This window comes from Sphingosinicella terrae (assembly GCF_003347635.1).
In the GTDB taxonomy this organism is placed as follows: domain Bacteria; phylum Pseudomonadota; class Alphaproteobacteria; order Sphingomonadales; family Sphingomonadaceae; genus Allosphingosinicella; species Allosphingosinicella terrae.
On sequence record NZ_QDFY01000003.1, the window covers coordinates 45,139 to 71,625 of the forward strand.

Genomic DNA, 26,487 nt, shown 5'->3' on the forward strand with positions numbered 1-26,487 from the left:
GGGGGGCTTGCCGCAAGCCCGGTGCCCCGCTAGACGATCAGAGTGGGAAGCAGACGGCTGCTACTCTCATCTCCAAATCGGCGGAATTCGGCGCGGGCTTCAGACCCGCGGCGCTGCCTGCGACCTCAGTTCACCACAAGGAAATAGTCGGCCGGCGCGCGGCCCTCATTCTTGATGACGATCGAGTGGCGGGTGGTGAAGACCGGCAGCCAGCTGCATTGTGCCGGCGGGTCCTCGGCGCGGCGGCGGCAGATGGTGCGGCCGTCGGAATCGCTGACCTCGAGGACAAGCGGCGAGGGTCGCGAGGGCATCAGCGCGATCTCGGCGCGCTGACCGGCGAGGAAGAGCTGTTCCAGCGTGGCCTCGCCGCCCGGTCCAATTCGGGCTCGGCGGTAGGCCGGGCCGAGCGGCCGGCCACGAACCGGCGGCGGGGCCTCGGCGCCGCGCGCAATCCCCTCGTTCCACCAGACGCGACCCAGATCGGGGAGCGACGGCTCGGCCGGCCTCGCGCCGGTGGCCTGGAGATAGCGGCCCGCCTCCAGCAATGCGGCCGCGCCCTCGGTCCCGCGGCCCTCGGCCTCCGCTCCGCCGGCGAGGGCCCGGGCGACCGCGCCGGCGAGGCGCAGCTCGCCGGTTCGCTCGGCTCCAGCGACGGGCGCCGGATCGCACGCGCGGGCGTCGCCGGCACCCGCGCTCGCCAGGACCAGGAGGAGACAGAGGCGGATCGTCATGGCTGGTCTTCCCTCTCGACGATGAAATGCGCGCCCGGCCCGGCATCGGCCACCCTGAGGGCGAGCCCGTGGCGCGCGGCAATGGCCCGGGCGAGAGCCAGGCCAAGTCCGTGGCCATGGCCGTTCTGCGCGGGCAGTCGCTGGAACCTCTCGAAGATCCGCTCCCGCATGTCCTCGGGAATTCCGGGGCCGTCGTCGGCGACCTCGAGGCGCGGGCCCGAGGACAGCGATAACCGGATCCTGCCGCCGTCGGCGCCGCCGAACTTGAAGGCGTTGTCGAGCAGGTTCGTGATCATGCGCGACAGGTGCATCGGATCGCCGCACAGCTGGATGTCCGGAGCAATGTCGGTGTCGAAGCGGATGCCGAGATCGGAGGCGGTGTCGGCGTAGAGCTCGGCCAGGTTGGTCACCAGGGCGGACAGATCCACCGGCTCGAGCCCGCTCGTGTCGCCCCGCCGCGCTTCGCTCGCGGATATGTCCAGCAGCGAATCGAGCATCCGGATGATATGCCGGATGTCGCCGCGGGCCGAGGCGAGCAGGGCGGACGTCTCCCCGCCCTCGGCCCTTTCCACCAGTCGCAGCAGCCGGTTGTCCAGGTGCATCAGCGGCGTTCTCAGCTCGTGCGCGACATGGTCCGAAATGTCGCGATGGGCCCGCACCACCGCCTCGATGCGCATCAGCATCCGGTTGGCATGGGCGGCGAGCTGGCCGAGTTCGTCGCTCCGGTCTGCACCCGGGGCACGGCGATCGAACTCGCCGCGTTCCACGGCCTGGTAGGCTGCGTTGATGCCGCTGACGCGCCGTTGCAGGCGGCTGGCCGCCAGATTGCCGAACGCGACGATGAGGGCGGCGATGACCGCTCCCGAAAGCAGGAGAACGTTGCGGACCCGCGCGGCGAGCGCGTCCCAGCTGCGATATTCGCGGCCGACGACCAGCCGCAGGTCGGGACCGAGCTGGGTGGCGCGCGCGAACATCCGCTCACCCGCGGCCGTAGCGACGAACCCGGCCTCGCTATTCTCGGCCGAGAGCGGCGGCCAGCGGTCGAGGTCGCCGCCGAGCGGGCGGCCGGAGGCGTCGGCGACCAGATAATGCGGTGCGTCGGCGCCGCCCTCGCTGAGGGCGAGCCGATCGCGGATGCGCGCGGCCAGCTCCTCCCGGCCCCCGGAGGCATAGATGTCGGCGAGCCCGGCAAGATCGGTGTCGACCATCCGGGCAAGGTTGCCGTCGCGCGCGTCGCGTATTGCCAGCTCCGCCGCCAGCGCCAGCGCCAGCGTGGCCGCGAGCGCCACCAGCGCGATCGCCGCGGTAAGCCGTCCGTAGAGCGAGCGCGCGACGGTCTTCAACGCGTCACCAGCCGGAACCCGGTACCCCAGACCGTCTCCAGCACGGGCCGATCGAAGCCCTCCTCCAGCTTGCGGCGCAGCCGGCCGACATTGACGTCTATGACGTTGGTCTGGGGATCGAAATTGAGATTCCAGACGTGACGCAGCAGCATGTCGCGAGTGACCACTTCGCCCGCATTCTCCATCAGATAGCGGAACAGCGTGAATTCCTTCGGGCTCAGCGCGAGATGCCGCCCCTGGCGATAGGCGGTGCGGGCCTTGAGGTGGCATTCGAGATCGCCGAACAGGAGGACCGCGCTGTGCGGCGCTCCGGCGGCCCGGCGGTGGAGCGCGCGGACGCGAGCGATCAGCTCGGCCGGCTCGTAGGGCTTGGCCAGATAGTCGTCGACACCGGCATCGAGCCCCTCCGTGCGGTCGCCGCTGCGGCCGAGCGCCGACAGCATCAGCACCGGCACCGCGACGCCGACGTCGCGCAGCCGGCCGACAAGCTCGATTCCGCTGAGATCGGGAAGCATCCGGTCGAGGATGATGAGGTCGTGATCGCCGGCGGCGGCGCGGCGAAGGCCATCCTCACCGGTGCCCGTCCACTCCACTTCGTCGCCCGCGCGCCGCAGCTGCTCGGCGACGGCTCGCGCGGCTTCGGGATCGTCCTCGACGTGGAGGATGGTCAATCCGCTCATCGCTGCCTGCCCCTCCCGGCTGCCCGGCAGCCATCCTAGCCGGGCATCGCGCGGGCGGCGGAATGACAAATGCTGTTAGGAATAATCCGCTTGCTTGGCCCACCCGATAAGCCTTTCATATCATTGCGGCGTGCGAACGGAAGGCATGTCGAGTCGCATCGGGGGGAGCGGCGGATGACCAGGCGTCGGGATGCGCTTGCAATGGCTTCGGCCCTGGCGCTCTTTCTCGCCGCGCCGTCATCGGCCCTGGCTGAAATTCCCCGGGCGCCGGTCGTTGCCGACCTGCCCGACATGGCGGCGATGCGCGCGCGCGACCGCTTCGCCACACCGGCAGTCGAGCTGGCGGCGTGGCGCGCCTTCGCCGAGCCCGTGCTTGCCGACCCCGAATCGCCCCCGGCCCTGCGTGTCGAGGTGCATAGCCGTCTCGCCATCGCCCATTTCTATGCCGGCAGCTACGGCGAGGGATGGAACCAGATCGAGGCGGCCGAGCGCCTGGTCGCGCAGCACGGGCTGGAGCGTGCGCCGTTCGTCCCGGAGCTGCTCGCCTACGGATCACTCCTGTCGACCGACCTCAGCGCACTGGATCGCGCGAGGGACTATGGCCGCAGATCGCTCGTGCTGGCTCGCGCGCTGTACGGCGACGACAGTGCCGAAGCGGGGCTCGCCTATAACAGCCTGTCCTATCAGGCCTATGCCGCGGGCAATATCGACGACACCCGCAGCCATATGTGCGCTGCCGCCGACCGGGCCCGCCGCCACCTTCCGCCGACCGATGCGATGGTCGCCAACAACCTGATCTCCTGCGCCGTCACCTATTACTATGTGGATCACCCTGAAGCGGCCGAGCAGATGCGGCGGGCGGCCGCCTTCGCCTTCCAGAATCTGCCGGCCGACCACCCGGTCCTGGCTCTGGCGATGAACAGCTCCAGCGCGGTCCTGCTCGCTCTCGGGCGCTTCGCCGAGGCGGAAGAGGTGCTCCGCCGCGAGCTCGACCTCAGCCGCCGCCAACTCGGTACCCATCCCGACAGCTATAGCCCGAGGGTCAACCTGGCACGGGCGCTGGCGATGCAGGACCGATTCGACGAGGCGGAGGCGATGTATCTCGAGGCGATCCGCTTTGCCGATCTCCATCAGGCGGGCAGCAACACGTCGATGCGCGGCGCTTCGCGCGTCCAGCTCGCCCAGCTCTACCACAGGATCGGCCGCCTCGATGATTCGCTCAGGCTCTATGGCGAGGCGATCGCCGCCCTTCGCCGGGACCTGCCGCCCGGAAGCGGCGAGACGGCCCTGGCCGAGATCGGCCTGGGTCGCCTCCTGATGCAGCGCGGGGACGGCGCCGAAGCGCTGCGGCTCGTCGAGAGCGGGCGCGCGATCCTCTCCGCATTGCTGCCGGAGGGGCATCGCGACCGGCTGCATGCCGATCTTTCCTATGCGGCCGTCCTCGCCCGGTCCGGCGGCGCCGAGCAGGCCTTCGCCATCGCCCGTCCGGCGGCGCAGCAGCTGGAGGACAAGCTGCTCGACCTCGCCCTTTCGCGAAGCGATCTGGTCTCGCTGTCGCCGGTGATGGTCTCCGGCTTCAACGAATATGCCTATGCGGCGCTGCTCGCAGGCGAGGAGAGGGCGGCCGTGCGGGCAGCGCAGCTCGGCCTTCTGTCGGAGCTCAATCTCGTCAATGCGGAGCTGGCGGCGCGGCAGGCAGCGCAGTCGACGGACGCCGGGCCGCTCGTCGAACGTCTCCGCCTGGAACGCGTGCAGACGGGTAGGCTGCGGCGCCAGTTGGCGCGGGCGGAAGCCGGCCAAGGCGGCGATCCCGGAGAGATCAGCCGGCGCATCGACGAAGCCGAGACGCTGGTGCAGCGGCTTGCTTCCGAAATCGAGAGCGAGTTCCCGGACTATCGCGCGCTCGCGCGGCCGCGGCCGGCCGAGCTCGATGACATGGTCGTCCGTCTTCGTCCCGACCAGGCTGTCGTCCTGCCCTTGTCGCTTGGCGATCGCACGGTCACGATCCTGGTCACCCGGGCCGGCGTTCGCCACGGCGAGTCGCCGGGGGCGCTCGGCGGCCTGGTCGAGCGGGTGCGCCGCTCCGTCGACAGCTTTCATCTCGCGACCGATCCGGACCGGGCGCCGTTCGACAGCGATGCGGCGCATCGCCTCTACCGCACCCTGTTCCCCGCCGGTCTCGCCGAGGCGCTGGCCGGACGGACGGAGCTGATCTTCCCGGCGGCGGGGCCGCTGGCCAGCCTGTCGCCGGCCCTGCTGCTGCGCGAGCCGTTGGCGGCCGGAGCGCCTTTGGCCGAAGCCGACTGGCTCGTGCGAGCCCATGCTGTCTCGATCGTCTCGGACTTCGCGGCGTCGAGCGGGAGAACGACGCCGGCGGCGAGGCTGGGCTTCGTCGGCATCGGCAGCCCCGCGCTCGCCGGGAGCGCGCCGCCGGGGCCATTCCGCCAGGCCGCCTTGTATCGGGGCGGGGAGGTCGACCTCGCCTCGCTGCGTGCCTTGCCGAGCCTGCCCGATGCCGAGGGCGAGTTGATGCGGATGCGGGCGGCCTTGTCCGGCGGCGCCTCGCAACTGCTGACCGGGGCGTTGGCGACGGAAGGCCGGGTCAAGCAGATCGACTTCGGCCCCTTCGCGATCGTCGCCTTCGCGACCCACGGCCTGATCGGTGGGGAGATGAGCGGGCTCCATGAGCCGGCCCTGGTCTTTACCCCGCCAAGCGAGGCAAGCGACGAGGATGACGGCCTGCTCACCGCCAGCGAGATCGCGTCGCTGACCATTCCGGCCGACTGGGTGATACTTTCCGCCTGCAATAGCGGCGGCGGGCGCAACGCCTCGGCACCGACCTATTCGGGCCTCGCCCGCGCCTTTCGCCTGGCCGGAGCGCGATCGCTCCTGCTTTCGCACTGGCGCGTGCGCGACGATGCCGCCGCGCGGCTGACGGTCGACACCGTGCGCGGCGCCGCCGCGGGTTTGGGACGGGCGGAAGCGCTTCGCCAGGCCCAACTCGCGCTCATCTCCGACCCCGCCGTCAGCGGCGGCGCCCATCCTGCCATCTGGGCGCCGTTCATCCTGATCGGCGACTGAGCCCCCCGTCGCGACCGCGCCTTGGTGCCATCGAGGCGGATCACGTGCGACGGGCTTGCCGTCGTCGACTGTCAGAGCGCCGCCGCGACCTGCGGGGGACGCCAAGACCCGCGCTCGGACAAAATGCGTGGCAGCAAGGGGTGCAAATTCCGCGGATCCGGTCATTCTGCACGAAATCGCCCGCTGCGCCGGGTCTGGGGGAGCGCCATGAAACTGACGAAACTGATCGTCCGGCTGGTCGGGCTCTGGCTGACGGCAGTGCCTGCGGCGCAGGCTTCGGCGGCGGATCGCGATTGCGCGGCCATGGCCGGGTTGGAAATCGAAAATGTCCGGATCATTGCGGCCGAATCGATTCCCGGCGGGACGCGCTGGGATTTTCCACCGTCACCCTTCAACGTCTTCATGGGTCCGAACGCCAACACCGAAGCGGCCTTTTGCCGCGTCGCCGGCGTGATCGAGCGGGAGATAGGCTTCGAGGTCTGGCTGCCGCCGGAGTGGAATCACCGAATGCTCGGCGTCGGCAATGCCGGTCTGAGCGGCGGCATCAACTATCCGGCGCTGGCCGCCGGGATTTCACGGGGCTTCGCGACCGCTTCCACCGATACCGGACACGTCACGCCCGACAATTTCTTCGACGACAGCTGGGTCGAAGGGCACCCGGACCGAGTCGAGAATTTCGGGCACCGCGCGCATCATCTGCTCGCGGTGAACGCCCGCAGGATCATCCGCGCTTATTATGGCCGAGCCCCCTTTCGCGCTTATTATGACGGCTGCTCTTCAGGAGGCTGGCAGGGACTGACCGAAGCCCAGCTCTATCCAGACGATTATGATGGGATCGTCGCCGGCGCGCCGGCCAACAATTTCGTACGGCTTCAGACCCGCGGCTTCTGGGTCGATGCGCTTCAGCGTCGCGATCCCGCCGGGGCACTCGGGGAAAGCCAAGTCGCCCTGCTCAACCGCGCAGCGTTGGACTATTGCGACCCGGCGGACGGCGTGCGCGACGGGATCATCGGCAATCCCGAGCGTTGCGCCTTCGATCCTGCGACCCTGATCTGCGAACCCGGCGACAACGGAGCTTGCCTGACACGGGCGCAGGCGGATCGCGCCCGCCGTCTCTACGGGCCAGCGCGGACCGAGGCGGGCACGCAGCTCTATCCCGGTAACGCCTGGGGCGTCGCCCCCTTCGTCGTCCTGCCGGGCGTGCAGGCGGATCCGATGATCATGAAGGTTGTCCCGGCCAGCGAGCGAGACTGGACCGCCGAGACCTTCGATCCGGATCGCCATATTGCCGCGCTCGAGGCGAGGATCGGCCGGATGCTCGGCGCATGGGATCCCGATCTGCGTCACTTCCGCGACCGCGGCGGCAAGCTCATCGTCTATCACGGCTGGGCCGACGCTTTGCTTTCCCCCTATAACAGCATCGCCTATTACGAGGCCGTCGCTCGGGAACTCGCCCCCGAGGATGAAGGGGATTTCTTCCGGCTGTTCATGGTGCCGGGTATGGACCATTGCCGCGGCGGATCGGGCACCGATCAGTTCGACGCGCTTGCAGCGATCGTCGCCTGGGTGGAACTGGACCGGGCTCCAGACGCGATCCTCGCCTCCGGCCGCACGCCGGGCGGCGGCACGCGCACGCGGCCGCTCTGCCCGCATCCCCAGGTGGCGACCTACGACGGCAGCGGCAGCGCCGACGAGGCCGCGAACTTCACCTGCGCCTTTCCGACGGACACGACGCGCTGAGGCCCGGATCCGGGGTCAGCACAAGTCACTTACGCGTCGGCGAGGGCTGGAAGCAGACCACACCTGCGGCCCGCACACTCGTCTTGCCTGGACTAACCCATGTAGATCTCGTTGAATTTTCTTACTCCTCGCCAGACACCCAGCTCTCCTGCCGGGCAGCGCCAAAGGAACCCGATCAGGTTCCATTGGTTCTGGAAACTCAACATTCTTCGAGGATTTTCGGACATGGCAACCCGCCTGCCCGTCGAGCATCAAGTCTCGGCGACGGCTCCCTATCTCAACGACAAGGTCCAGCAGGACCTGGCGAAATGGAACTTTCATCGTCTTACGCCTGCCTTCCCGTCCGCCGACTGGGAGCTGGGCCTCGCCCGCGATCACCGCATGCTGCAGCTCGAAGGCCGCTTCCTGGAGGCGCTGCGCGAGGAGGTGGAGGGCGAGGCCGCCGCGGCACCCACCGATCCGGACCGGTTCGTGCGCTGGTTCGAGGCGCTCGAACAGACGGGGCCCGGTCAGGCCGACCCGCTTTTTGCGTGGCTCGCCGAGGAGGCCGACATCGAGCAGATGCGCTGGTTCCTCGAGCAGGAGGCGGCAGGCGAGGCCGGCTTCGACGATCTTGTCGCGATGACGCAGGTCAAGATGCCCAAGGGCCCGAAGCTTGAGCTCGCCCGCAACTATTGGGACGAGATGGGCCGCGGCAATCCCAAGGGTATGCACGGCCCGATGCTCGATGCGCTCGTCGAGCGGCTCGAACTGCAGCCGCGGATCGAGGCCACCGTGTGGGAGAGCCTCGCTCTGGCCAATGCGATGACGGCGATGGCAAGCGCCCGCCGTTATGCCTGGCACTCGGTGGGGGCGCTCGGCGCGATCGAGCAGACGGCCCCGAGCCGCGCGGCCCTGGTTGCCAAGGCGCTTCGCCGCCTGGGATTCACCGGCCGCGAGCGCCATTATTTCGAGCTTCATGCGGTGCTCGACGTCAAGCATAGCGAGGACTGGAACCGGGAGGCGCTGCGCCCGGCGGTGGCGGAAGATCCGCGCCGCGCCCGCGCGATCGCGGAAGGCGCCCTCATCCGGCTCAAATGCGGTGAGCGCTGCTTCGAACGCTATCGCGCGCACCTCTGGTCCTGACAGAATCGGGACCGCCGAGGCTTGCGCCCGGCGGCACGCCGCGGCCTCGGAGATTCCCTCCGGCGCCGAATCGCTCTACGCCTCCGATCCGCCGCCGGCCCTTGCCGGCGTGCGATCGGAGAGAGCATGGACTTCGCGACCCGGGCTTACAATCACGGCTTCCCGTTCGACCCGATCATCCCGACGCGGCTCGCCTTGCGGTACCCAGACGCTGTGGCCGGGCCATTGCGTCCAGGGTACCGCCGGCGCCGATTTCCACCCGGTCTCGAGGGGCGGCGCACTCGACCATGCCCATCTCGTCATCCGCAAGGGCTATCATCCCGAGATCGATTCCTACTCGGCCTTCTACGAGAATGACCGCGTCACCAGCACCGGCCTTGCCGGGTATCTGCGCGAGAAAGGCGTAAGGCGCTGCGTGCTCGTCGGCCTCGCTTTCGATTTCTGCGTCGCCTATTCGGCGCTCGACGCGGTCCGCGAGGGCTTCGGCGCGGTCGTGATCAGGCCGCTGACCCGCGCCATCGCCTTACCGGAAGGGGACGTAACCACCGTCGACACAGCCGAGCGTCGTTTCGCCCAGGCCGGGATCGTGCTCGCCTGATCCGCAGCCGCGCCGCCGCAGCCACTGATCGATTTTTCAAGTCTCAATCTCCAAGATTGTTCGTTTCTGCCCATCACCGGCAGGGCGTATCCTGCGCTCACACATAGGAGAGGAGCGTAGAGACATGGACGCAAAGACGAGCGGCAGCCCCCTCAGCGATCCGGCCAAGGAGCCGGCGGCCCTGAGAGCGCTACTGGGCCGGACCAACCGCGATTGGTGGCCCAACCAGCTCTCGCTGGAGATCCTGCACCAGCATGGCCTGCACGGAAATCCGATGGGCGACGACTTCGATTATGCGAAGGAGTTCGAGTCGCTCGACTATGAGGCGGTGAAGCGCGACCTCACCGCACTGATGACCGACAGCCAGCCCTGGTGGCCGGCCGATTACGGCCATTACGGCCCCTTCTTCATCCGCATGGCCTGGCACAGCGCCGGCACCTATCGCACCGGAGACGGCCGCGGTGGCGCCTCGTCGGGCAACCAGCGCTTCGCGCCGCTCAACAGCTGGCCGGACAATGCCAATCTCGACAAGGCGCGGCGCCTGCTCTGGCCGGTCAAGAAGAAATATGGCCGCAAGCTCAGCTGGGCGGACCTGCTGATCATGGCCGGCAACGTGGCCATCGAATCGATGGGCGGGCCGGTCTTCGGCTTCGGCGGCGGCCGCGAGGATATCTTCGAGCCGGAACGCGACGTCTTCTGGGGAACCGAGGAGAATTGGGTCGGCAAGGGCGCCAAGACGCGCATCGTGGATGCCGAGGGCACGGCGTTCGAGGATCCCCTCGCGGCGGTCCAGATGGGCCTGATCTACGTCAATCCGGAAGGGCCGGACGGCAATCCCGACCCGCTCCAGTCGGCGCGCGATATCCGCATGACTTTCGCGCGCATGGCGATGAACGACGAGGAGACCGTCGCGCTGACCGCCGGTGGCCACACGTTCGGCAAATGCCACGGCGCCGGCGACGCCTCCAAGATCGGAGCCGAGCCCGAAGGCGCGGACATCGCGATGCAGGGCCTCGGCTGGCAGAGCGGCCACGAAAGCGGCATGGGCGATCACACGATCACCAGCGGCCTGGAAGGCGCCTGGACGCCGACGCCGATCCAGTGGTCGAACAACTATTTCCGGATGCTGCTCGAATATGACTATGAGCTGGTGAGGAGTCCCGCGGGCGCCCAGCAGTGGCAGCCGGTCGACCAGAGGCCCGAGGATATGGCGCCGGGAGCGCACAGCCCGGACCGGCGCCTGCCGACGATGATGACCACCGCCGACATGGCGTTCAAGATGGACCCCAAGTATCGGGAGATTTCGGAGCGCTTCTACCGCAACCCCGACCAGTTCGCCGATGCCTTCGCCCGTGCGTGGTTCAAGCTCACCCACCGCGACATGGGACCGAAGGTCCGCTACCTCGGTCCGGACGTCCCGGCCGAGGACCTGATCTGGCAGGACCCGATCCCGGCGGTCGACCACCCGCTCGTCGATCAGGCGGACATCGACTCGCTCAAGGCGACCATACTCGGCGCCGGCCTGGCGCCGTCCGATCTGGTCAAGGCGGCCTGGGCCTCGGCCTCGACCTTTCGCGGCTCGGACAAGCGAGGCGGCGCCAACGGCGCGCGCATCCGACTGGCCCCGCAGCGCGACTGGGAAGTCAACGAGCCCGACAATCTCGCCACGATCCTTCGCGTCTACGAGCGGATCAAGGCGGACTATGACGGCTCCGCCTCGGGCGGCAAGAAGGTCAGCCTCGCCGACCTCATCGTCCTCGGCGGAACGGCCGCGGTCGAGAAGGCGGCGCGGGACGCCGGCCACGACGTCACGGTGCCGTTCACGCCGGGCCGCGCCGACGCCAGCCAGGAGCAGACCGACGTCGACAGCTTCGAGCCGCTCGAGCCCAAGGCGGACGGCTTCCGCAACTATCTGTCGGTGCGCTTCAGCGTCCCGACCGAGGAGCTGCTGATAGACCGCTCGCAGCTGCTCGGGCTCAGCGCGCCCCAGATGACGGTGCTGGTCGGCGGGTTGCGGGTGCTCGGCGCCAACCATCGCGGCTCGCGCCACGGAGTGCTCACCGATCGGCCGGGTCTCCTCACCAACGACTTCTTCGTCAACCTGCTCGACATGGGCACGGCGTGGAAGCAGGTGGACGATCATGCGGACGACCTCTTCGTCGGCACCTGCCGCCGCACCGACGAGGAGAAATGGACGGCGACCCGCACCGACCTCGTCTTCGGATCGAACTCGCAGCTGCGGGCGATCTCCGAAGTCTATGCGGCGGACGATGGCGGACGGAAGTTCGTCGCCGACTTCATCACCGCCTGGACGCATGTGATGAACGCGGACCGCTTCGACTTGGAGCGGAACTGACAGCCTGACCTCTCCCCTCCCTGCCACCAGGGAGGGGAGCGCGTCCTACTTCCTCTCGAACCGGTCGCCCGGCGCCAATCGTTCGGGTAGCGCCTCGAGCCGCCGCCGAGCCACCTCGTCGCCGTTCAACGTCCAGCGCCAGAAATCGATCGTCGCTCCGGCGACGATCCTTACGTGTCTCGGATCGGGCGGCGGCTGGCCGCGACGCCGTTCGCCGCCCGCATTGAAGGTCATGTGGGTGGCTCCGTCGAGGACGAGCAGATACTTCCCACCCGGCGGCATCGCCCGGAATGGCCGCTCGCGGTCGGCCGGGCCGATCTGCGGGAGGAAGGGCACCTCGTCGCGCGTGCCGGTGATCGAGAAGAAGGGAATGGCGACGTCGTCGAAGGCCGGCTCGGCCGGGCCGCGCATCGGCGGCGAAGGACTGAACGCGATCGCCGCCCGCACGCGCGGATCGGCGAGATCCGCGAGCGCGCCGGCCGGATAATCCTGCCCCGCCACGGCCTGCGTGGTATGCGCGCCATAGCTGTGGCCGGACAGGCCGACGCGGCGGGAATCGATCCGCTCCAAGCTGCAATCGCCCTCCGCCCCGCCGGCGGCCAGACGGTCGATGACGAAGCGGACGTCGCGCGCCCGCTCCGCCAGCTGGCGCGGTGCCATCGCGCGCATGATCGACACCCGGCCGCCGGTCAGGATCGAGCGGTCGCTCCCCGGATGCTGGAGATTGATCACGGCGAAGCCGGCGTCCGACCAGGCATCGGACCAGGCGCTGCCGCTGTCCAGCGAGCCTCCCAGGCCGTGACTGAACAGGATCGCCGGCACCGGCCGATCGCCTGGCGGCATCCGGATACGCACGGGCAGGTCCCGGGCCCGCGAGGGATCGCGCCAGACGGCCTCGCAGACGGTGACGGCCGCGGCGGCCGGCGCGGCGCAGCCGGCCGCGAGGAGCAGGAAGGCGATCGTCAGCGCCCGCGCGAGCATCACCGCCTCCGGATCGGTGCCGCGGCCCGCAACGCGCTTCGCTCGGCCGCGTCGATGCGGCCGTCGCCGTCGCTATCGGCGAGGTCGAAGATCCGCATCGGTGCCGCCTGAAGCTCCGCGCGGGTGAGGCGGCCATCGCGATTGGAATCGCCCTGCGCGATGAGGGCGTCGATCCGCTCCATCGCCTCCGGCCGGAAGCGCGCCAGCCGGCGGAAGTCACCGCGGGCGATCGCACCGTCGCGATCGCGGTCGGCGCGGTCGAACTGGGACAGGCGGTGGGCGGCGAACTCCGCGCGGCTGATCGCGCCGTCACCATTGGCGTCGGCCTGATCCAACATCGCCGCACGATCGCGCTGCGCGGCCAAAGCGGGCGCGGCAAGCGCGAAGGCGACTAGGCAGAGGGTGAACGTCATGGCTGGGCTTCCATTCATGGAGGAAAGAATCGCGAAGGCGAAGCGGCCGCGCCGGCGGGGGCAGGGGCGCCGGCGCGGCCGTCCCTCACCGCCGCGGCCGATAGGTGCCGCTGCGCGAGCGCTGGCCGCCATTCGGGCCGGAGCGGCTGAAGGCATAGCCGTAGGAGCCGTCGTCATGGGCGGTGATGGTCCGGCTGCGGCCGAAGCTGCGGCCGTCGTTGAGCCGGTGGCTGGCGCTGCCGCTGAACCGGCCGTCGCCCCAGCCTGCGCTGCGGCTGCTGGAATGGCCGCGTCCGTCGGCGGTCTGGAGGCTGCGGCTCACCGCGACGCTGCCGGGCTGGCGAGACACGCTGCGCGACCTGGAAAAGCCGTGGCCGTGCGGGCCATAGGCGCTCACCGATCGGCCATGATCGCGCGCCTGGGCCGGCGCGGCGAGCGCGCAGGAGGCGGCGAGGGCGGCGATCGTTCCGAGACCGAGGAACCTGTTCATCTTCATCTCCTTCAGGACAGGCGGACGGGGGCTGTCCGCGGATCCGGGGATACCGACCGGACGTATCGGGCGTTTGGCCGCCCGGTGAGGGAATGTGACGAAATGTAACCGGCGGCATTGCCGCTTTTCCGCGCCGCCCGGGCTTGTCAGGATGGCGCCATGGCCGAGGAGACCTTCATCGCTATCGTCGAGGACGATGCCGAGATCGGCGCGCTCGTCGCCGGCCTGCTGAGGCGCGAGGGGTTCGCCGCCGAGTGGATGGCGGGCGGCGCCGAGCTCGACCGCCTGCGTGCCCGCCGCCGCATCGACCTGGTCGTGCTCGACCTGATGCTGCCCGGCGAGGACGGCCTCTCCATCTGCCGCCGGCTTCGGGCCGAAGGCGAGATCCCCGTGCTGATGGTCACCGCCCGGGGCGACGATGTCGACCGTATCGTCGGTCTCGAGGTCGGAGCCGACGATTATCTCGCCAAGCCGTTCAACCCCCGCGAGCTTGTCGCTCGGGCGCGCGCCATCCTGCGGCGCACCCGCGCTGCCCACAGCGCCGGCCGAGTGCTTCCGACGGAGCGCTATCGCTTTGCCAGCTTCGTCCTCGATGCCGGTGCGCGCGCGCTGGCCGCCCCCGACGGCGCGGCGATCGAGCTCACTGGGGGCGAGTTCGACCTGCTCCTCACCCTCGTCCGCCATCCGCAGCGCGTGCTCGGCCGCGACCAGCTGCTCGACTGGACCCGCGGGCGATCGAGCGCGCCGTTCGATCGCAGCATCGACGTGCAGATCGCCCGTATCCGCCGCAAGCTCGCCGGCCGCCCCGGCTCGGAGGGGCTGATCAAGACGGTGCGCGGCGGCGGCTATGTGCTCACCGCTCGGGTGGAGCGGCCATGACCCTGACCGGCAACCTGTCGCTGCGCATCGCGCTGATCCTGCTCGGCGGCTTCGTCCTGCTCCAGCTCTCTTTGGCGGGAGTCATGACCGTGCCGGGCATGGGCCGCGATCGCTGGCCGCTGAACCTTCCGCGACCCGAGCAGGCGCGCCTTCTCGTCGAGGCGCTCGAACGCGCGCCTCCGTCGCGGCGGCCGGCGCTCGCCGGAGCGATGGGCGCGGGCCTTTACACGCTGAGCGTCGCCGCCGCGCCACCGGCACTGGAGGGACCCGAGCCGGCAGGTTTGCGAGAGGGCTACGAACGTTCGCTGCCTGGACGGCGGCTCGAGATGAGTCACGGCGGCGGCCGGCTCGCACGGGTGGCGCCGCGCTGGATAGGCCCCAGCCGGTTCACCTCCCCAAGCCGGCTGGCCATCACGCTTCGCGGTGGCGGGGTCCTGGTGATCGAGGGCGCGCCGTCGCCGCCGATGCGCCTCTACCTGCGCCAGCGGGCGCTCGCCGGCGCCCTCGGCGGCATGCTCCTGCTGCTGGCGATCTGGGTGGCGGTGCGCCGCTCGACGCGTCCGCTGGTCCGTCTCACCCGCGATGTCCGCCGGCTGGACGTGGCCGGACCGGACCTGGCGGTCGAGGGGCCGCGAGAGACCCGCGATCTCGCCGCCGCCTTCAACGAGATGAAGGGCCGGATTGCCGGCCTGCTCGTCGAGCGCAGCCGGATCCTGGCCGCGGTGGCGCACGACATGCGCACCTATCTCACCCGTTTGCGCCTGCGTGCGGACTACATCGAGGATGCCGACCAGCGGCAACGCGCGGTGACGGACCTAGCGGAGATGTCGGCTTTGCTCGACGACAGCCTGCTGCTCGCCGCCGGCGATTCCGGGCCGCCGGACCGGCACGCGCCGATCGACCTCGCCGCGGAGATCGAGGCGCTCGTCGGCGTCCGGCGAGAGATGGACGAGCCGGTAACCCTGAAGGTGACCGGGCAGGGGCATCGCATCGCCGGATCGGCGCTGGCCGTCCGGCGCATCTTCAACAATCTCGTCGAGAACGGGCTGCGCTACGGCGGGGCGGTGGAGGTCGGCCTCGCCGCCGACGAGCGCGACATCGTGCTGACCTTCGCCGATACCGGGCCGGGCGTGGCCCCCGACATCCTCGCCCGGCTGGGCGAGCCGTTCGTGCGCGCCGAGCCGTCGCGCGGCCGCGCCACCGGGGGCGCGGGTCTGGGGCTGGCGATCGTCAAGGCGCTGACGGCCGGGCTCGGCGGCTGCGTCGAGATCCGCAATCGCCCGGAAGGCGGGCTGCTGGCGACCGTGCGCTTTCCGCGAGCGTGATCGTCAGGCCAGCCCGAGCATCCAGCGGGCCAGATCAACCGGGACGACAGGAGCGGCGGGCGCGTTGCGGTTGAGCTCGAGCCGGTGGGCCATGATCCAGCGCAGGCATTCGGCGCGCGTGTCGAAGACGGGAAAGTCGGAACGAGCGGGGCGGCAATTGTGCCGGTCGATGAGGAAGCGGGCGCCGCGGCGACAGCCCGGCACCCCCTCCCAATCGCGCACCGGCGCGACGACGGCCGGCACCCAGTGCGGCCGCGTCGGATCCAGTCCGAGTGCGTTGCGGTCCATCCTCTCTCCATCGCTGTTCCGCGATGTTGATCACAACCTAGACCTCGGCCGGGGTCGGCGCAAGCGCGCGAGCCCCTCTAACCCCGCCTTAACCAATTTCCGGCTTAGTGAAGGAGGGACAGCCCGGACGAGGTGAGGGCACGCGTGAATCAGATCAGTGGACGGTTCATTGCGGAAGCCCCGACGATCGGGCCGATCGGTGCAGCGGCGCAAGCCGTTCCGGCCTGGACGGGCGACTTCCATCGCCTGCGGCTGCGCCTCTACCTGTTCATGATCGCCGCCGACGGCCTGCTCATGGCAGCATCCTTCCTCCTGGCGAACGTCGCCTATTTCCACCGGCCTTTCGCTTCCTATGGCGTGAACACCCTCGCCCTGCTCTTCCCGCTCTACCTTGCCATCGGGCTGAATGGCGGGACCTGGTCGCTCCAGGCGCTCGAGAGCAGCCGGCGGAGCGTCGGCCTGGCGACGCAGTCGCTGCTCTTCGCCATAGCGGTCGCGACCTTCGTCCTCTTCACTTTCAAGATCGGCCAGGATTTCTCCCGCGTCGTCTTCGGGCTCGGTTCGATCCTCTCCTTGCTCATGATCGCCGCCGCACGGGCGCGATTCGGCGAGGCGATCGGCCGGCGTTGCGGCTGGACCTTCCGGCGCGAGGTGCTCATCGTCGACGGAGTTGCCGCCACGGCGCCGGGCGCGGAGCTGGTGGTCGACGCCCGGCGGGAGGAACTTCGGCCGTCGATCGACGATCCGTCGATGCTCGATCGGCTCGGCCGGCTTCTCGCCGGCAGCGAACGCGTCATCCTGGCTTGCCCGGCGGAACGCCGCGCCGCCTGGTCGCGCATGCTCGCCGGTGCCAATGTGGACGTCGAGCTGCTCAGCCCCGATCTCGACCGGCTCGGCGCCATCGGCCTTCGCCGTCACGCCGGCCGCGCCACGATCCTCGTCGGCTGTGGCCCGCTTGGGCTGCGTCAGCGGGCGCTGAAGCGCGCTTTCGATCTTGTCGTCTCGGTGCCCGTCCTGCTCCTGTTGCTGCCGCTGCTGACGCTGGTCGCCGCGGCCATCCGCCTCGATTCCCCGGGCCCCGTCCTCTTTCGCCAGCCGCGGATGGGGAGGGGCAACCGCCTGTTCGGCATGCTCAAGTTTCGAACGATGCGTGCGGAGGCGACGGATACGGCCGGCGACCGCTCGACCGCGCGCGACGACGACCGGATCACCCGGGTGGGACGGCTGCTCCGCCGCACCAGCCTCGACGAGCTGCCCCAACTCCTCAACGTGCTGAGCGGTGAGATGAGCCTGGTCGGGCCGCGCCCGCACGCGCTTGGGTCGACCGCGGAGGACGCGCCTTTCTGGCTGATCGAGGAGCGCTACTGGGATCGCCACGCCATCAAGCCCGGCATGACGGGCCTTGCCCAGATACGGGGATATCGGGGCGCCACAGCCTGCCGGTCCGACGTGACCAATCGGCTCCAGGCCGATCTCGAATATCTCGACGGCTGGAGCCTGGGCCGCGACATCTCCATCCTCGTCCGAACCCTGAACGTGCTGGTCCATCGCAATGCCTATTGAAGTGCCTGCCGGAATGCCGGTGGATGGCCTGACGCCCCCGCCGGCGCGCGTTGCACCGGCCCGCGGGGACGTAGCCCATGCGGTGTGGCTGCTGGTCGCGCTTGCGCCCTTCCTCTTCGCCTTAGCGAGCTGGAACCCGTCCGGAGAGCGGCGCATCGGCCAGGCCCTCGCTCTCGGACTTTCCCTGCCCATCACGCTGATCGAACTGCTGGTCATCGTCCTGGCCCTGGCGTCCGGCTTCGAGATCCGCCGCACGCTCGGCGCGATGCCCGCCTGGGCGAAACTGCTCCTCGCGACCTTGCTCGCGGTGGCGATCGGCACGGCTTTGACCGCCGTCATCCCGGCGCGCGCCTGGATCCGCACCGCTCAGCTCGCCATCCACCTGCTGTTCGGGCTGAGCGCCTGGCATCTGTTCCGGACCCGCTGGGCGGGGCTGGCCTCGTCGGCCTGGTGGTGGATCACCATCGGCACCTGCCTCTACGTCGCCATGGTGGCGGCCTGGGTCTTTGCAGTCCATGACGAGCCCCGGTTCGACTGGAAGAGCTTCGGTCTCGCCGTCGGCCATATCCGGCAGACCGGCTTCTACTCGGCCGCCGGTGCTGGCGCGGCGCTGGGCCTCGCCGCCATCGCTCGCAGCCGAAGCGGCTATGCGCTCGCCGTGGCGGCTGCCACCCTGCTCGTCGCCTTGTCATGCTGGTCCGGGACGCGCGGCTCGCTCTTCGCCGTGTTCGCAGCGTTCGCCGCGGGCCTCGTCTTCCTGCCCTCGATGCGCAATCGGCGCGCCGTCGTCGCCTTGGTGATCGCCCATATCGGCGGCGCCCTGGTCTCGCTCCTCCACCAGGCGCCGCATGCCTTTTACGGGCTGTGGCGCATCTCGGAGACGGCGGCGGCGACGGGCGCCGACGAGCTCGCCACCGGGCGCCTGCGCATGTGGGCGGCCTCGTTCGATGCCATCCTCGAGCGGCCGCTGTTCGGCTGGGGCGAGAGCCAGTTCCTCGTCGCCGTCCCGAGCTGGGGCCAGTTCAACCATCCTCACAACATTCTCGTCCAGGTGCTGGTGCAATGGGGAATGGTCGGCTTCATGTGCTGGCTGGTGCTGGCGGGCTGGCTCGGCTGGCGCTTCCTCGCCGCCGCGCGCGCCGGCGGTCCGGCGCTCGTGCCGCCTTTTCTCGTCGCCGCTTCGCTGGCGACGATGGCGATGTACGAAGGTGCGCTCTATCATCCCTATCCCTTCATGATGGTGGTACTCGCGCTTGCATTCGTGCTGGCTTCGCCGCCTCCGATCCAGCTCAGGGGCCACTGACATGGCGACCATATTCCAGTCTGACCCAGCCGCACCCACGCGCCCTCTGCGCCCCCACGATCTCGGCAACCGCTTTCGGCAGGCGCGGATGCGCGCGTTCCTGATGCTGATCGAGCCGCTGAGACTTCGGCGGCTCGGGCGGCCACTGAAGATTCTCGATCTGGGGGGCACGGCCGCTTATTGGCGGGCTTTGCCGGGACTCTACGGCGCCGACGATGTCGAGATCACGATCCTGAACCTCGATGGAGAGACGGGCAGGGACGCCAACCTGCTGGTCAGGCAGGGCGACGCACGCGCCGTCGACTTTCCCGACAGCTCCTTCGACGTCGTCCATTCGAACAGCGTGATCGAGCATGTCGGTCCGTGGAACGACATCGCGCGAATGGGCGCGGAGGTCCGGCGCCTGGCGCCCGCCTTCTTCATCCAGACGCCCAACGTCTGGTTCCCGATAGAGCCGCATTACAAGCTTCCGTTCGTCCACTGGCTTCCCGAACAATCGCGGATCGGCGCGCTGAAGGCGCTGGGCCGCCTGCCGAGGAGTCTCTCCGCGGGAGAAGCCACCATGGCGGTCCAGCGTATCTGCCTCCTCAGCGCAGCGCAGCTGGCTGACCTCTTCCCGGAAGCCCGGATCTGGCGGGAAAAGGTCGCCGGCTTCACGAAGTCGCTGGTGGCGATCCGCGGCGAGGTTGGTTCAGCCGCCGAAGCAGGGAAGTCGGCGAAATGACCGCCTGGCAGGACATGTATCGCAAGGTCCGCGGGACGATCCCGACCCCGGCGCGCAACCTTGGCGAGCTCTTCCTCTGGCGGGAGAGCTTCCTGCGTTCGACCGGATGGACCCGCAGCCGACGCGAGGGCGCGGCCGTCGATGTCGATGGCGATCCGATACCCTGGTACACCTATCCAGCCATCCGATTTCTCGAGGATCGCATTCCTCCCACCACTCGCTTGTTCGAATTCGGGATGGGCAATTCCACGCTCTGGTGGAGTCGCAAGGCAAAGCAGATCATTACCTGCGAAGGGGATCAGGGCTGGTTCGACCGCATTGCCTCGCAGATGCCGGACAATGTCGAGGCGCTCCTGATCCCCGATAGCGATTCCTACGTCCGCGCGGCGGTCGATCGGGGAGGCCCCTTCGATATTGTCGTGGTCGATGGGCGCCGCCGGGTGCGCTGCTGCCGAAACAGCCTGCCGGTGATCTCGCAAGCGGGGGTCGTCATCTGGGACGACTTCCACCGGCCTTATTATCACGAGGGGCGGGCATTCCTCGCCGAAGCCGGTTACCGCGAGCTGCCCTTCTGGGGCATGACGCCGATCACCGCCCGCGAATCCTGCACGTCGATCTTCTACAGGACCGGAAACCTGCTCGGAATCTAGCGGGGCGCCGCACCGCCCCACGAGCCGAGGCGAGCCGCGAGGCGCAGCGCGATCGGCGCGAAGCCGATGACGAGCATGGCCGCCGCCTGCGCCCACAGGAGGCCGGCGAGGCCGAGGTCCTGCATCGCGACCAGGCCCGCTCCGAGGCCGCCCAGGCCGGCGACGAGAAGATGCTGGCTCGGCCGCCGTCCGTCGCCCAGGGCGAGGAGCATGAGATAGTAGAGCTGTGCGCCCATGTGGAAGGCGGCCATGGCCCCGAACGCGGCAAAGAGGAGGGCGTCATCCGCTGGTGCGAGCCCGAGCCAATGCTTCATGACGGCGCCGCCGCCGACGGCGATGGCGATTCCGATCAGTGAGAGACCGCCAAGGATGAACACGGCGGTTCGCCGTCCCGCCTCGAACAGCCAAGCCCGGTCTCCCGAAGCGGCGGCATGGCTGAGCGTCGGCAGGACTGGATTGAGCAGCGCCAGCAGGAAACCGTGGAGGATCTGGAACAGGCGGACCATGCCCCCAACCAGTGCGCCGGCGCTGAGCCCGAAAGCCTGGGCGGCGAGATAGATGGAGCCCTGCAGATGAAGGGCGACGCCACCCTGGGCGACACTCCAGCCGAGCGCCCGGCGCATCGTCCCGGCAGCGGTTTGCCGATCGAGCGGCCGACGGTCCGGGCCGGACCAGCGCTCGCGCGGCAGGAAGGCCAGGTTGACGCCCTGGACCAGCGGATAGAGCACGTAAGTGGCGACGAAGAAGGCGGGGATATTGGGCGAGAACGCCCAGGCCAGTCCGATGCCGGCAAGCGCCGCCGCCGAGCCGATCAGGCTGAACAGGTTGTTGAGATGATTCTCCTCATAGCCGGTGCGGACACCCTCGACCCAAGCCAGGAAGTAGGTGGCGAAGATGAGCAGCAGGATCGCCGCGATGCCGCCCCTTGCTTCGTCCAGCAGATCGGGCGAAGCGCGGCCGAACAGGACCGAAGGATCGAGCACGAACGCCGCGCCGGCAACGGCAAGCATGGCGGCAATGCCCAAAGCGATCGAGAGCAGACAAGCGCTCCACGCCTCCGCTCTCGCTGCCGCGAGGTCCCCCCGGCCTCGGGCGCGGGCGATTCCGATCGAGGCTGCCGGCACGATGGCGCGTGCCGGCAGGCAAGCCACTGCGCCGACAGCGCCGAGCACGAGCAGCGCGCCGAAGCGCTCCGCACCGAGGGTGAAGGCGACGATCGGAAGGGCGGACAACTGCACGATCGCGGCCGCACTCTTGGATATCCCGGCCGTCGCGTAGGAGAGCCAGATGCGTCGCCGCCGCACGCGTCCATGCGCCGCTGCGGCCGGCCGGCCGACCGCTTCACCGATCATCGCCATCGCCGCCTAGGATTCCGCCGGCAGCCGGATGGCCGCCCGGCCCAACAGGCGGGCGAACGCTGCCCGTGCCAGGATCACCGCAAAGGCGACATTGGTCGAAGTGTAGCGCCAGAACATCTTGCGCGGCTCCTGGAGGAGACGGTGGAGCCATTCCAGCCCGTGGCGCTGCATCCAGACCGGCGCGCGAGGGACCGACCCGGCGAGCACGTCGACCGACCCACCGACGCCCATGACGAACGGAATGTCGAGCCGATCCCGGTTCTTGAGGAGAAATCGCTCCTTGCGGGGCGTCGGCATGGCGACGAAGAGGCAGTCGGCCTCACAGCCGCGGATGAGCTCGACGACGTCCGACTCCTCCTCGACGGAGAAATAGCCGTCCCTGAGACCGGCGAATTCGAGGCCGGGCCAGCGCCGGCGCGCCGCCTGCGCCGCCTGCTCGAGCACCTCGCGGCGCGCACCGAGAATGAAGGGCCGCAGCCCGAGCTCCGCGCATCTGTCCAGCAGCATGAACATGAGGTCGACCCCGGCGACCCGCTCCGCATCCTTCCGGCCGAACAGGCGGAGCGCGAGCACCAGTCCCATGCCGTCCACGCCGATGATGTCGGCGGCGATGACGTCGCGCCGCAGCTCCGCATCCCGGCGCATCCTGACGAATTTGGCGACGTTCATCGCGACATGGGTCAATGGCTGGCGGGAACGCATCGCTTCCACCGCCCGGTCCACCGTGTCCCGCGCCGAGAGAAGGTCCATCGACGTGCCGAGGAACTCGATCCTCAAGGGCCTTGCTCTCCCGTCCCATCGCGCAGTGGGCCGTCCGTCAGACGGCGTCCGGTTCGGGACTAATCCAGAACGGTAAACAACGGCTTAGGATTTGCACCGGTGCAACGTGGCCGACAGGGCGCAGCCGGTGAAGAACCGACCGCGCCGCCGCCCGCCGGAGGGGAAGTTCCAGCGCGGCCGTCCGTCCGGCAAATTTCAGCCGGAGCTCGCGCTGCTACGATCGGGCGCGGCCTGGGGGACGGGCGCGGCCGCCATCGCCTCGCCGATCCAGTCGATCACCGCCTGCGCCACTTCGGGGTTGAACGCCGGCTGGAACGGGGACCCCGTCCGGGCCCGGGCACGGACCTCCTCGCGGGTGCCGATCAGCTCGAAGCCGTGGCCGGTGCCGGGAATGCCGAAATAGCGCGCCGTCCCCGGCCGGTAATGATTGACGATGTCGGCGATCAGCCGGTGGTCCTCGTCGTCGAGGGCGACCATGTCGGACTCGCCGTAGAGCGATAATACGCGGGTGCGCGCGTCTCGCCAGGCGGAGACCAGCGGCTGGTGGGCGAGATCCTGGTCATATTTGAAATGGCGCCCGAAGACGTTGTCGCCGCCGTCCCAGTTGAAGCTCTCGCGCAGCCCGGTGGCATAAGCGGGGTCGAGGGCGGCGATCTGCGCCGGCGTTCGCCGCTCCCGATAGAAGAGCCGGAAGACGTCGCGATAGGTCTCGGCCTGGCGCACTACCTCGACAGGATCGGCGCCGGTGGTGAGGAAATTCTGGATGACGCTGATGTCCCAGTGATAGTCGGCCCAGTTGCGCACCACCGTGCCGTAGACGGCGACTCCGCGCGGGGGCTGCTCGGCCGCCAGCATCGGCGCCTGCAGGCCGCCGAGCGAATGTCCGAAGAGGAAGATCCGCTCCGCCGGCACGCCGCGGGCCTCTGTCAAATGGCGATAGGCCGCGCGGAAGGCATCGAGCTCGGTCTCATAGTCGATCGCCGAGCAATGCGGGGTGTCTCGGCTGTCGCCGATCCCCGGTTTCTCCACCCGGTAATAGCCGATGCCGGCGCGCAGCAGCGCCTCGCCCATGCGGCGATAGGGATGGTCGGGGCTCGGGGATTCGGCGCTGGCGCAGGTGAAGCCCTGGATCAGGAACACGACCGGCGGCGACGGCCTGCCCTCGGGCAATGCGAGCAGGTCGCGCAGCCTGCCGCCGCGCCACGGCACGACACCGTAATCGACCGTGGCGCCGTCATAGCTTTCGCGCGGACGCGGCGCCGCCGGGCCGCTCAACCGCATCTCGCGTCCGCCGCGCCGGACGGTAAGGGTTACCGGCACGCCCTCGTCGAGGCGGGAGGCGTAGGTGACGAGATCGTCCGAGGAGGCGATCGGCTGGTCACCGGCGCGGACGACGACATCGCCCTCGCTGACACCGATCGTCGCGGCCGTGCCGCCGGGGATCACCTGGGTGACGGTGGCGCCGCCCGGGCTCTGGCGCTCGGCCGCCATGGCGATGCCGAGGAAGGATCGGCGGGGGAGATCGTCCGGAGCCGACCAGGCGGGCGTGGCGGCGAGGCAGAGGAAGGCGGCGGCGGCGCCGAGCAGGGTGCGGATGGGGGTCATCCGCTCGGCATAGCAGTCGCAAGGCTCGACCGGTTGATCGATCTTGCGAAATTCGGGCCGTCGATCAGTTGGAAAGCGCCCCGGCGGCGGCGTCGAGCCCTTCGCGCAGGCCGTCGGCCAAATCGGGGCCCAGTGCAGCCTCGATCCTGGAATGCGCCTGCCGCCAGAAGGGCAAAGCCGCTTCGAGGCGTGCCTCACCGGCCGGAGTCACCCACGCCACGCGCGCCCGGCGGTCATCCTCGCGCTGGCGGATGCCGATCAGACCTTCCCGCTCCAACGGGCGCAGGTTCCGAGACAAAGTGGTGGCATCCATGGCGAGGATGGACGTGAGCCGCGGCATGGGCTGGCCGTCTGCGCCCCCCATGGCGACGGCGTTGAGGAGCGTCAGCTGGGTTGCCTGCAGCCCGGTCGGCCGAAGCGCCTCGTCATAAGCGCGGGTGATCAGCCGGGACAGCCGGCGGGTGCGGAAACACAGGCATCCCGCCGTCATGACCTGTGCAGGATCGAAACGCGTCATCAGGTACTTGTATATGCAAGTTCATCGTTGCACCAGTGATGTCCGGCGAATCGTCGAAGGAGAGGGATCATGGAAGAAGGAAAGGTCGGCCCCGACGGCGGCGTGGTGCCGCACATCAGCCTCGATGGAGCCGCTCGGGCATCCGATTTCTACCAACGGGCCTTCGGCGCCCGCGAGCTCGCCCGGATGCCGGCCGAGGACGGCAAGCGGCTGATCCACTGCCATTTGGAGATCAATGGCGGGTCGCTCATGATCAACGACCATTTTCCGGAATATGGGTACGGCCCCCAGCCGTCGAACAACTTCACCATGCATCTCCAGGTCGACGACGTCGATTCCTGGTGGAACCGCGCGCTCGCCGCCGGTGCCGAGGTCACGATGAAGCTCGAGAAGCAGTTCTGGGGCGATCGCTACGGGCAGCTCCGCGACCCCTTCGGCGTCCATTGGTCGCTCGGCCAGTCGGAACCCGCCCAGGGCTGAACGCCGCCTGGCAGAGACTTCGGGAGAGGATCGAGACATGATCAGGATCACTGCTTTTCAGTGGGTGCCGCCTTTCGCGGCCGGACTCGTCCGCGACCTGCGTGTCCGCTGGGCGCTCGAGGAAGCGGGATTGCCCTACCAGGCTCGCCTGCTTGGCCAGGGTGAGCAGGACAGCCCCCATCACCGTGCCGTTCAGCCGTTCGGGCAGGTACCGGTCTATGAGGAGGGCGATCTCACCTTGTTCGAATCGGGTGCCATCCTTCTCCATATCGGACAGCAGTCAGAGTCCTTGCTTCCCGCCGATCCCGAGGCTCGGGCTCGCGCCGTTCAATGGGTGTTCGCGGCGCTCAACAGCGTCGAGCCGGCGATCCAGGAACTCGCCGGGATCGACCTGTTCCACGCCGCGGAGGAATGGGCGGCGATACGCCGCCCCGGCGCGGTGGCGATGGTCGAGCGCAAGCTCGATGCGCTCGAAGCGCGTCTCGACGGCCGCGACTGGCTCGAAGATGGCCGCTTCACCGCCGGCGACCTGATGATGACGACGGTGCTGCGAATCCTGCGCCACACCGATCTCGTCGCGGCGCGGCCTGCCCTTGCGGCCCATCAGGCCCGCGGCGAGGCGCGGCCGGCATTCCAGAAGGCGCTCGCGAGCCAGCTCGCCCCGTTCGAGCGCTACGGGCCGCGCGAGGAGGTACCCGTGCTCCAGCCAGCCCGCTAGGGATCCGCGCCGGGCGCTCGATTGCGCCGCGCCCGTTCCCGGTCCTGCGCGCAAGTCATTGCCGCAGCGCGATTCCGCTGGAAAGGGAGGTCTCGGCCTCGCAACCGTCGTTGCCTTCTTTGCCGCACTGCGTCATTCTTCGTCGTACGGTGCGGGTGCTTCGTCGTACGGCGCGGGCCAGCCGCCGCGCGGGCCGGATAGGGCGCCGCAATCCTGAACTGAGGGGCGCACGGTGGAAAAGATGGGTGGGCGGCTGGGACGGATCGGCCTTGGCGGGATCGCCATCGGCCTGATCATCCTCGCGGCCATGCTCTTCATCCTGGTGAGCGCCCTGGGCGATACCGGGACCGCGGCCGTCGACACGTCGGCCGGCCGGCAATTTCCGTGCTCGGTGCAATCCGTCTATGACGGCGACGGACCCATCAATTGTACCGAGGTGGACCTCGAGGGGAAGCAGGTCCGGGTGCGGCTGCGCGGCATCGAGGCGAGGGAGGTCGACAATGCGTGCCGCTATCCCGACCTCTGCCCCGAGGCCAGCGGCGAGGCGGCCAAGGCGGAGCTCACCCGCCTGGCGGTCGGCCGGCTGGAATGCACGTCCTACGGGCCTTCCTACAGCAATGTGAACGCGAGCTGCCGGACGGCGACGGGCACCGATCTCAGCTGCGAGATGCTGCGCACCGGGACAGCCGTGCGCTGGCCCGAATATGATCCCGAGGGCCGCCTCGTCTCCTGCATCCCGCCCAACCGATAAGCCGCGCG

25 protein-coding genes are annotated in these 26,487 nt (G+C 69.3%); 14 read left to right on the forward strand and 11 right to left on the reverse strand.

What is annotated here, in order from left to right:
• Positions 1-125 precede the first annotated feature (125 nt).
• From DDE10_RS08550 to DDE10_RS08560, 3 genes are read right to left on the reverse strand one after another with little or no spacing between them, the layout of a single operon-like run.
• Positions 126-731, reverse strand: coding sequence for a hypothetical protein (locus tag DDE10_RS08550; RefSeq protein ID WP_114952356.1), 606 nt, complete (start codon positions 729-731; stop codon positions 126-128).
• Positions 728-2,074 (reverse strand): sensor histidine kinase, encoded by a 1,347-nt coding sequence (locus tag DDE10_RS08555; RefSeq protein ID WP_114952357.1) that lies wholly within the window; start codon positions 2,072-2,074, stop codon positions 728-730. The genes DDE10_RS08550 and DDE10_RS08555 overlap by 4 nt, the downstream gene beginning before the upstream one ends.
• Positions 2,071-2,754 carry a response regulator transcription factor gene (locus DDE10_RS08560; protein WP_114952358.1) on the reverse strand — a complete coding sequence of 228 codons (684 nt, stop codon included), beginning with the start codon at positions 2,752-2,754 and terminating at the stop codon, positions 2,071-2,073. Before DDE10_RS08560 ends, DDE10_RS08555 begins: the two co-directional genes overlap by 4 nt.
• 174 nt (positions 2,755-2,928) lie before the next feature.
• Between DDE10_RS08560 and DDE10_RS08565 the strand changes: the two genes are divergently transcribed.
• From DDE10_RS08565 to katG, 5 genes are all read left to right on the forward strand, one after another.
• Positions 2,929-5,835 carry a CHAT domain-containing protein gene (locus tag DDE10_RS08565; RefSeq protein WP_162806498.1) on the forward strand — a complete coding sequence of 969 codons (2,907 nt, stop codon included), beginning with the start codon at positions 2,929-2,931 and terminating at the stop codon, positions 5,833-5,835.
• A 207-nt stretch (positions 5,836-6,042) separates the two neighbouring features.
• Positions 6,043-7,575, forward strand: a complete 1,533-nt coding sequence (locus DDE10_RS08570) for a tannase/feruloyl esterase family alpha/beta hydrolase (RefSeq protein ID WP_162806500.1) — start codon at positions 6,043-6,045, stop codon at positions 7,573-7,575.
• 225 nt (positions 7,576-7,800) lie between these two features.
• Positions 7,801-8,700, forward strand: coding sequence for an iron-containing redox enzyme family protein (locus DDE10_RS08575; protein ID WP_114952361.1), 900 nt, complete (start codon positions 7,801-7,803; stop codon positions 8,698-8,700).
• Positions 8,657-9,298 (forward strand): isochorismatase family protein, encoded by a 642-nt coding sequence (locus DDE10_RS08580; protein ID WP_284734529.1) that lies wholly within the window; start codon positions 8,657-8,659, stop codon positions 9,296-9,298. Before DDE10_RS08575 ends, DDE10_RS08580 begins: the two co-directional genes overlap by 44 nt.
• A gap of 124 nt (positions 9,299-9,422) precedes the next feature.
• On the forward strand, positions 9,423-11,654 hold the full coding sequence (katG, locus tag DDE10_RS08585) for a catalase/peroxidase HPI (RefSeq protein WP_114952362.1): 2,232 nt from the start codon (positions 9,423-9,425) through the stop codon (positions 11,652-11,654).
• A gap of 45 nt (positions 11,655-11,699) precedes the next feature.
• Here the strand turns inward: katG and DDE10_RS08590 are convergent, their stop codons facing one another.
• From DDE10_RS08590 to DDE10_RS08600, 3 genes are all read right to left on the reverse strand, one after another.
• Positions 11,700-12,635, reverse strand: coding sequence for an alpha/beta hydrolase family protein (locus DDE10_RS08590; protein WP_114952363.1), 936 nt, complete (start codon positions 12,633-12,635; stop codon positions 11,700-11,702).
• Positions 12,635-13,048 carry an EF-hand domain-containing protein gene (locus DDE10_RS08595; protein WP_114952364.1) on the reverse strand — a complete coding sequence of 138 codons (414 nt, stop codon included), beginning with the start codon at positions 13,046-13,048 and terminating at the stop codon, positions 12,635-12,637. Before DDE10_RS08595 ends, DDE10_RS08590 begins: the two co-directional genes overlap by 1 nt.
• A gap of 85 nt (positions 13,049-13,133) precedes the next feature.
• The gene (locus DDE10_RS08600) at positions 13,134-13,538 is read right to left on the reverse strand and encodes a hypothetical protein (RefSeq protein WP_162806502.1); all 405 of its coding nucleotides are present in this window, start codon (positions 13,536-13,538) and stop codon (positions 13,134-13,136) included.
• 159 nt (positions 13,539-13,697) lie between these two features.
• Here DDE10_RS08600 and DDE10_RS08605 point away from each other — a divergent pair, with 159 nt between their 5' ends.
• Together DDE10_RS08605 and DDE10_RS08610 are read left to right on the forward strand one after the other, a co-directional pair.
• Entirely contained in the window at positions 13,698-14,417 is a 720-nt protein-coding gene (locus tag DDE10_RS08605) for a response regulator (protein WP_114952366.1), read from the forward strand.
• On the forward strand, positions 14,414-15,742 hold the full coding sequence (locus DDE10_RS08610; RefSeq protein ID WP_114952367.1) for an ATP-binding protein: 1,329 nt from the start codon (positions 14,414-14,416) through the stop codon (positions 15,740-15,742). Before DDE10_RS08605 ends, DDE10_RS08610 begins: the two co-directional genes overlap by 4 nt.
• Positions 15,743-15,745: 3 nt before the next feature.
• Here DDE10_RS08610 and DDE10_RS08615 read toward each other — a convergent pair whose 3' ends face one another.
• The gene (locus DDE10_RS08615; RefSeq protein ID WP_114952368.1) at positions 15,746-16,030 is read right to left on the reverse strand and encodes a hypothetical protein; all 285 of its coding nucleotides are present in this window, start codon (positions 16,028-16,030) and stop codon (positions 15,746-15,748) included.
• A gap of 144 nt (positions 16,031-16,174) precedes the next feature.
• Here DDE10_RS08615 and DDE10_RS23760 point away from each other — a divergent pair, with 144 nt between their 5' ends.
• From DDE10_RS23760 to DDE10_RS08635, 4 genes are all read left to right on the forward strand, one after another.
• The gene (locus DDE10_RS23760; protein ID WP_114952369.1) at positions 16,175-17,593 is read left to right on the forward strand and encodes a sugar transferase; all 1,419 of its coding nucleotides are present in this window, start codon (positions 16,175-16,177) and stop codon (positions 17,591-17,593) included.
• 82 nt (positions 17,594-17,675) lie between these two features.
• Positions 17,676-18,896: an O-antigen ligase family protein gene (locus tag DDE10_RS08625; protein ID WP_162806504.1), complete on the forward strand. Its 1,221-nt coding sequence runs from the start codon at positions 17,676-17,678 to the stop codon at positions 18,894-18,896.
• Between the two features lie 88 nt (positions 18,897-18,984).
• A complete protein-coding gene (locus DDE10_RS08630) occupies positions 18,985-19,620 on the forward strand; it encodes a class I SAM-dependent methyltransferase (RefSeq protein WP_162806506.1) in 636 nt (211 codons plus the stop codon).
• Positions 19,617-20,270, forward strand: a complete 654-nt coding sequence (locus DDE10_RS08635) for an FkbM family methyltransferase (RefSeq protein ID WP_114952372.1) — start codon at positions 19,617-19,619, stop codon at positions 20,268-20,270. The genes DDE10_RS08630 and DDE10_RS08635 overlap by 4 nt, the downstream gene beginning before the upstream one ends.
• On the opposite strand, the gene DDE10_RS08640 is transcribed toward DDE10_RS08635, so the two are convergent.
• The 4 genes from DDE10_RS08640 to DDE10_RS08655 all read right to left on the reverse strand — a co-directional run bounded on the left by DDE10_RS08640 (position 20,267) and on the right by DDE10_RS08655 (position 24,530).
• Positions 20,267-21,628: a hypothetical protein gene (locus DDE10_RS08640; protein ID WP_114952373.1), complete on the reverse strand. Its 1,362-nt coding sequence runs from the start codon at positions 21,626-21,628 to the stop codon at positions 20,267-20,269. The genes DDE10_RS08635 and DDE10_RS08640 overlap by 4 nt on opposite strands.
• Positions 21,629-21,634: 6 nt before the next feature.
• Positions 21,635-22,405, reverse strand: coding sequence for a WecB/TagA/CpsF family glycosyltransferase (locus DDE10_RS08645; RefSeq protein ID WP_284734530.1), 771 nt, complete (start codon positions 22,403-22,405; stop codon positions 21,635-21,637).
• 198 nt (positions 22,406-22,603) lie between these two features.
• Positions 22,604-24,013 carry an alpha/beta fold hydrolase gene (locus tag DDE10_RS08650; protein WP_114952374.1) on the reverse strand — a complete coding sequence of 470 codons (1,410 nt, stop codon included), beginning with the start codon at positions 24,011-24,013 and terminating at the stop codon, positions 22,604-22,606.
• A gap of 64 nt (positions 24,014-24,077) precedes the next feature.
• Entirely contained in the window at positions 24,078-24,530 is a 453-nt protein-coding gene (locus tag DDE10_RS08655; protein ID WP_114952375.1) for a MarR family winged helix-turn-helix transcriptional regulator, read from the reverse strand.
• A gap of 69 nt (positions 24,531-24,599) precedes the next feature.
• Here DDE10_RS08655 and DDE10_RS08660 point away from each other — a divergent pair, with 69 nt between their 5' ends.
• The 3 genes from DDE10_RS08660 (at position 24,600) to DDE10_RS08670 (ending at position 26,479) form a co-directional block, all read left to right on the forward strand.
• Positions 24,600-25,010, forward strand: coding sequence for a VOC family protein (locus DDE10_RS08660; RefSeq protein WP_114952376.1), 411 nt, complete (start codon positions 24,600-24,602; stop codon positions 25,008-25,010).
• Positions 25,011-25,047: 37 nt separating this feature from the next.
• Positions 25,048-25,728, forward strand: coding sequence for a glutathione S-transferase family protein (locus DDE10_RS08665; RefSeq protein WP_114952377.1), 681 nt, complete (start codon positions 25,048-25,050; stop codon positions 25,726-25,728).
• A 232-nt stretch (positions 25,729-25,960) separates the two neighbouring features.
• Positions 25,961-26,479, forward strand: coding sequence for a thermonuclease family protein (locus DDE10_RS08670; RefSeq protein ID WP_432653721.1), 519 nt, complete (start codon positions 25,961-25,963; stop codon positions 26,477-26,479).
• The last annotated feature ends 8 nt before the right edge of the window (positions 26,480-26,487 follow it).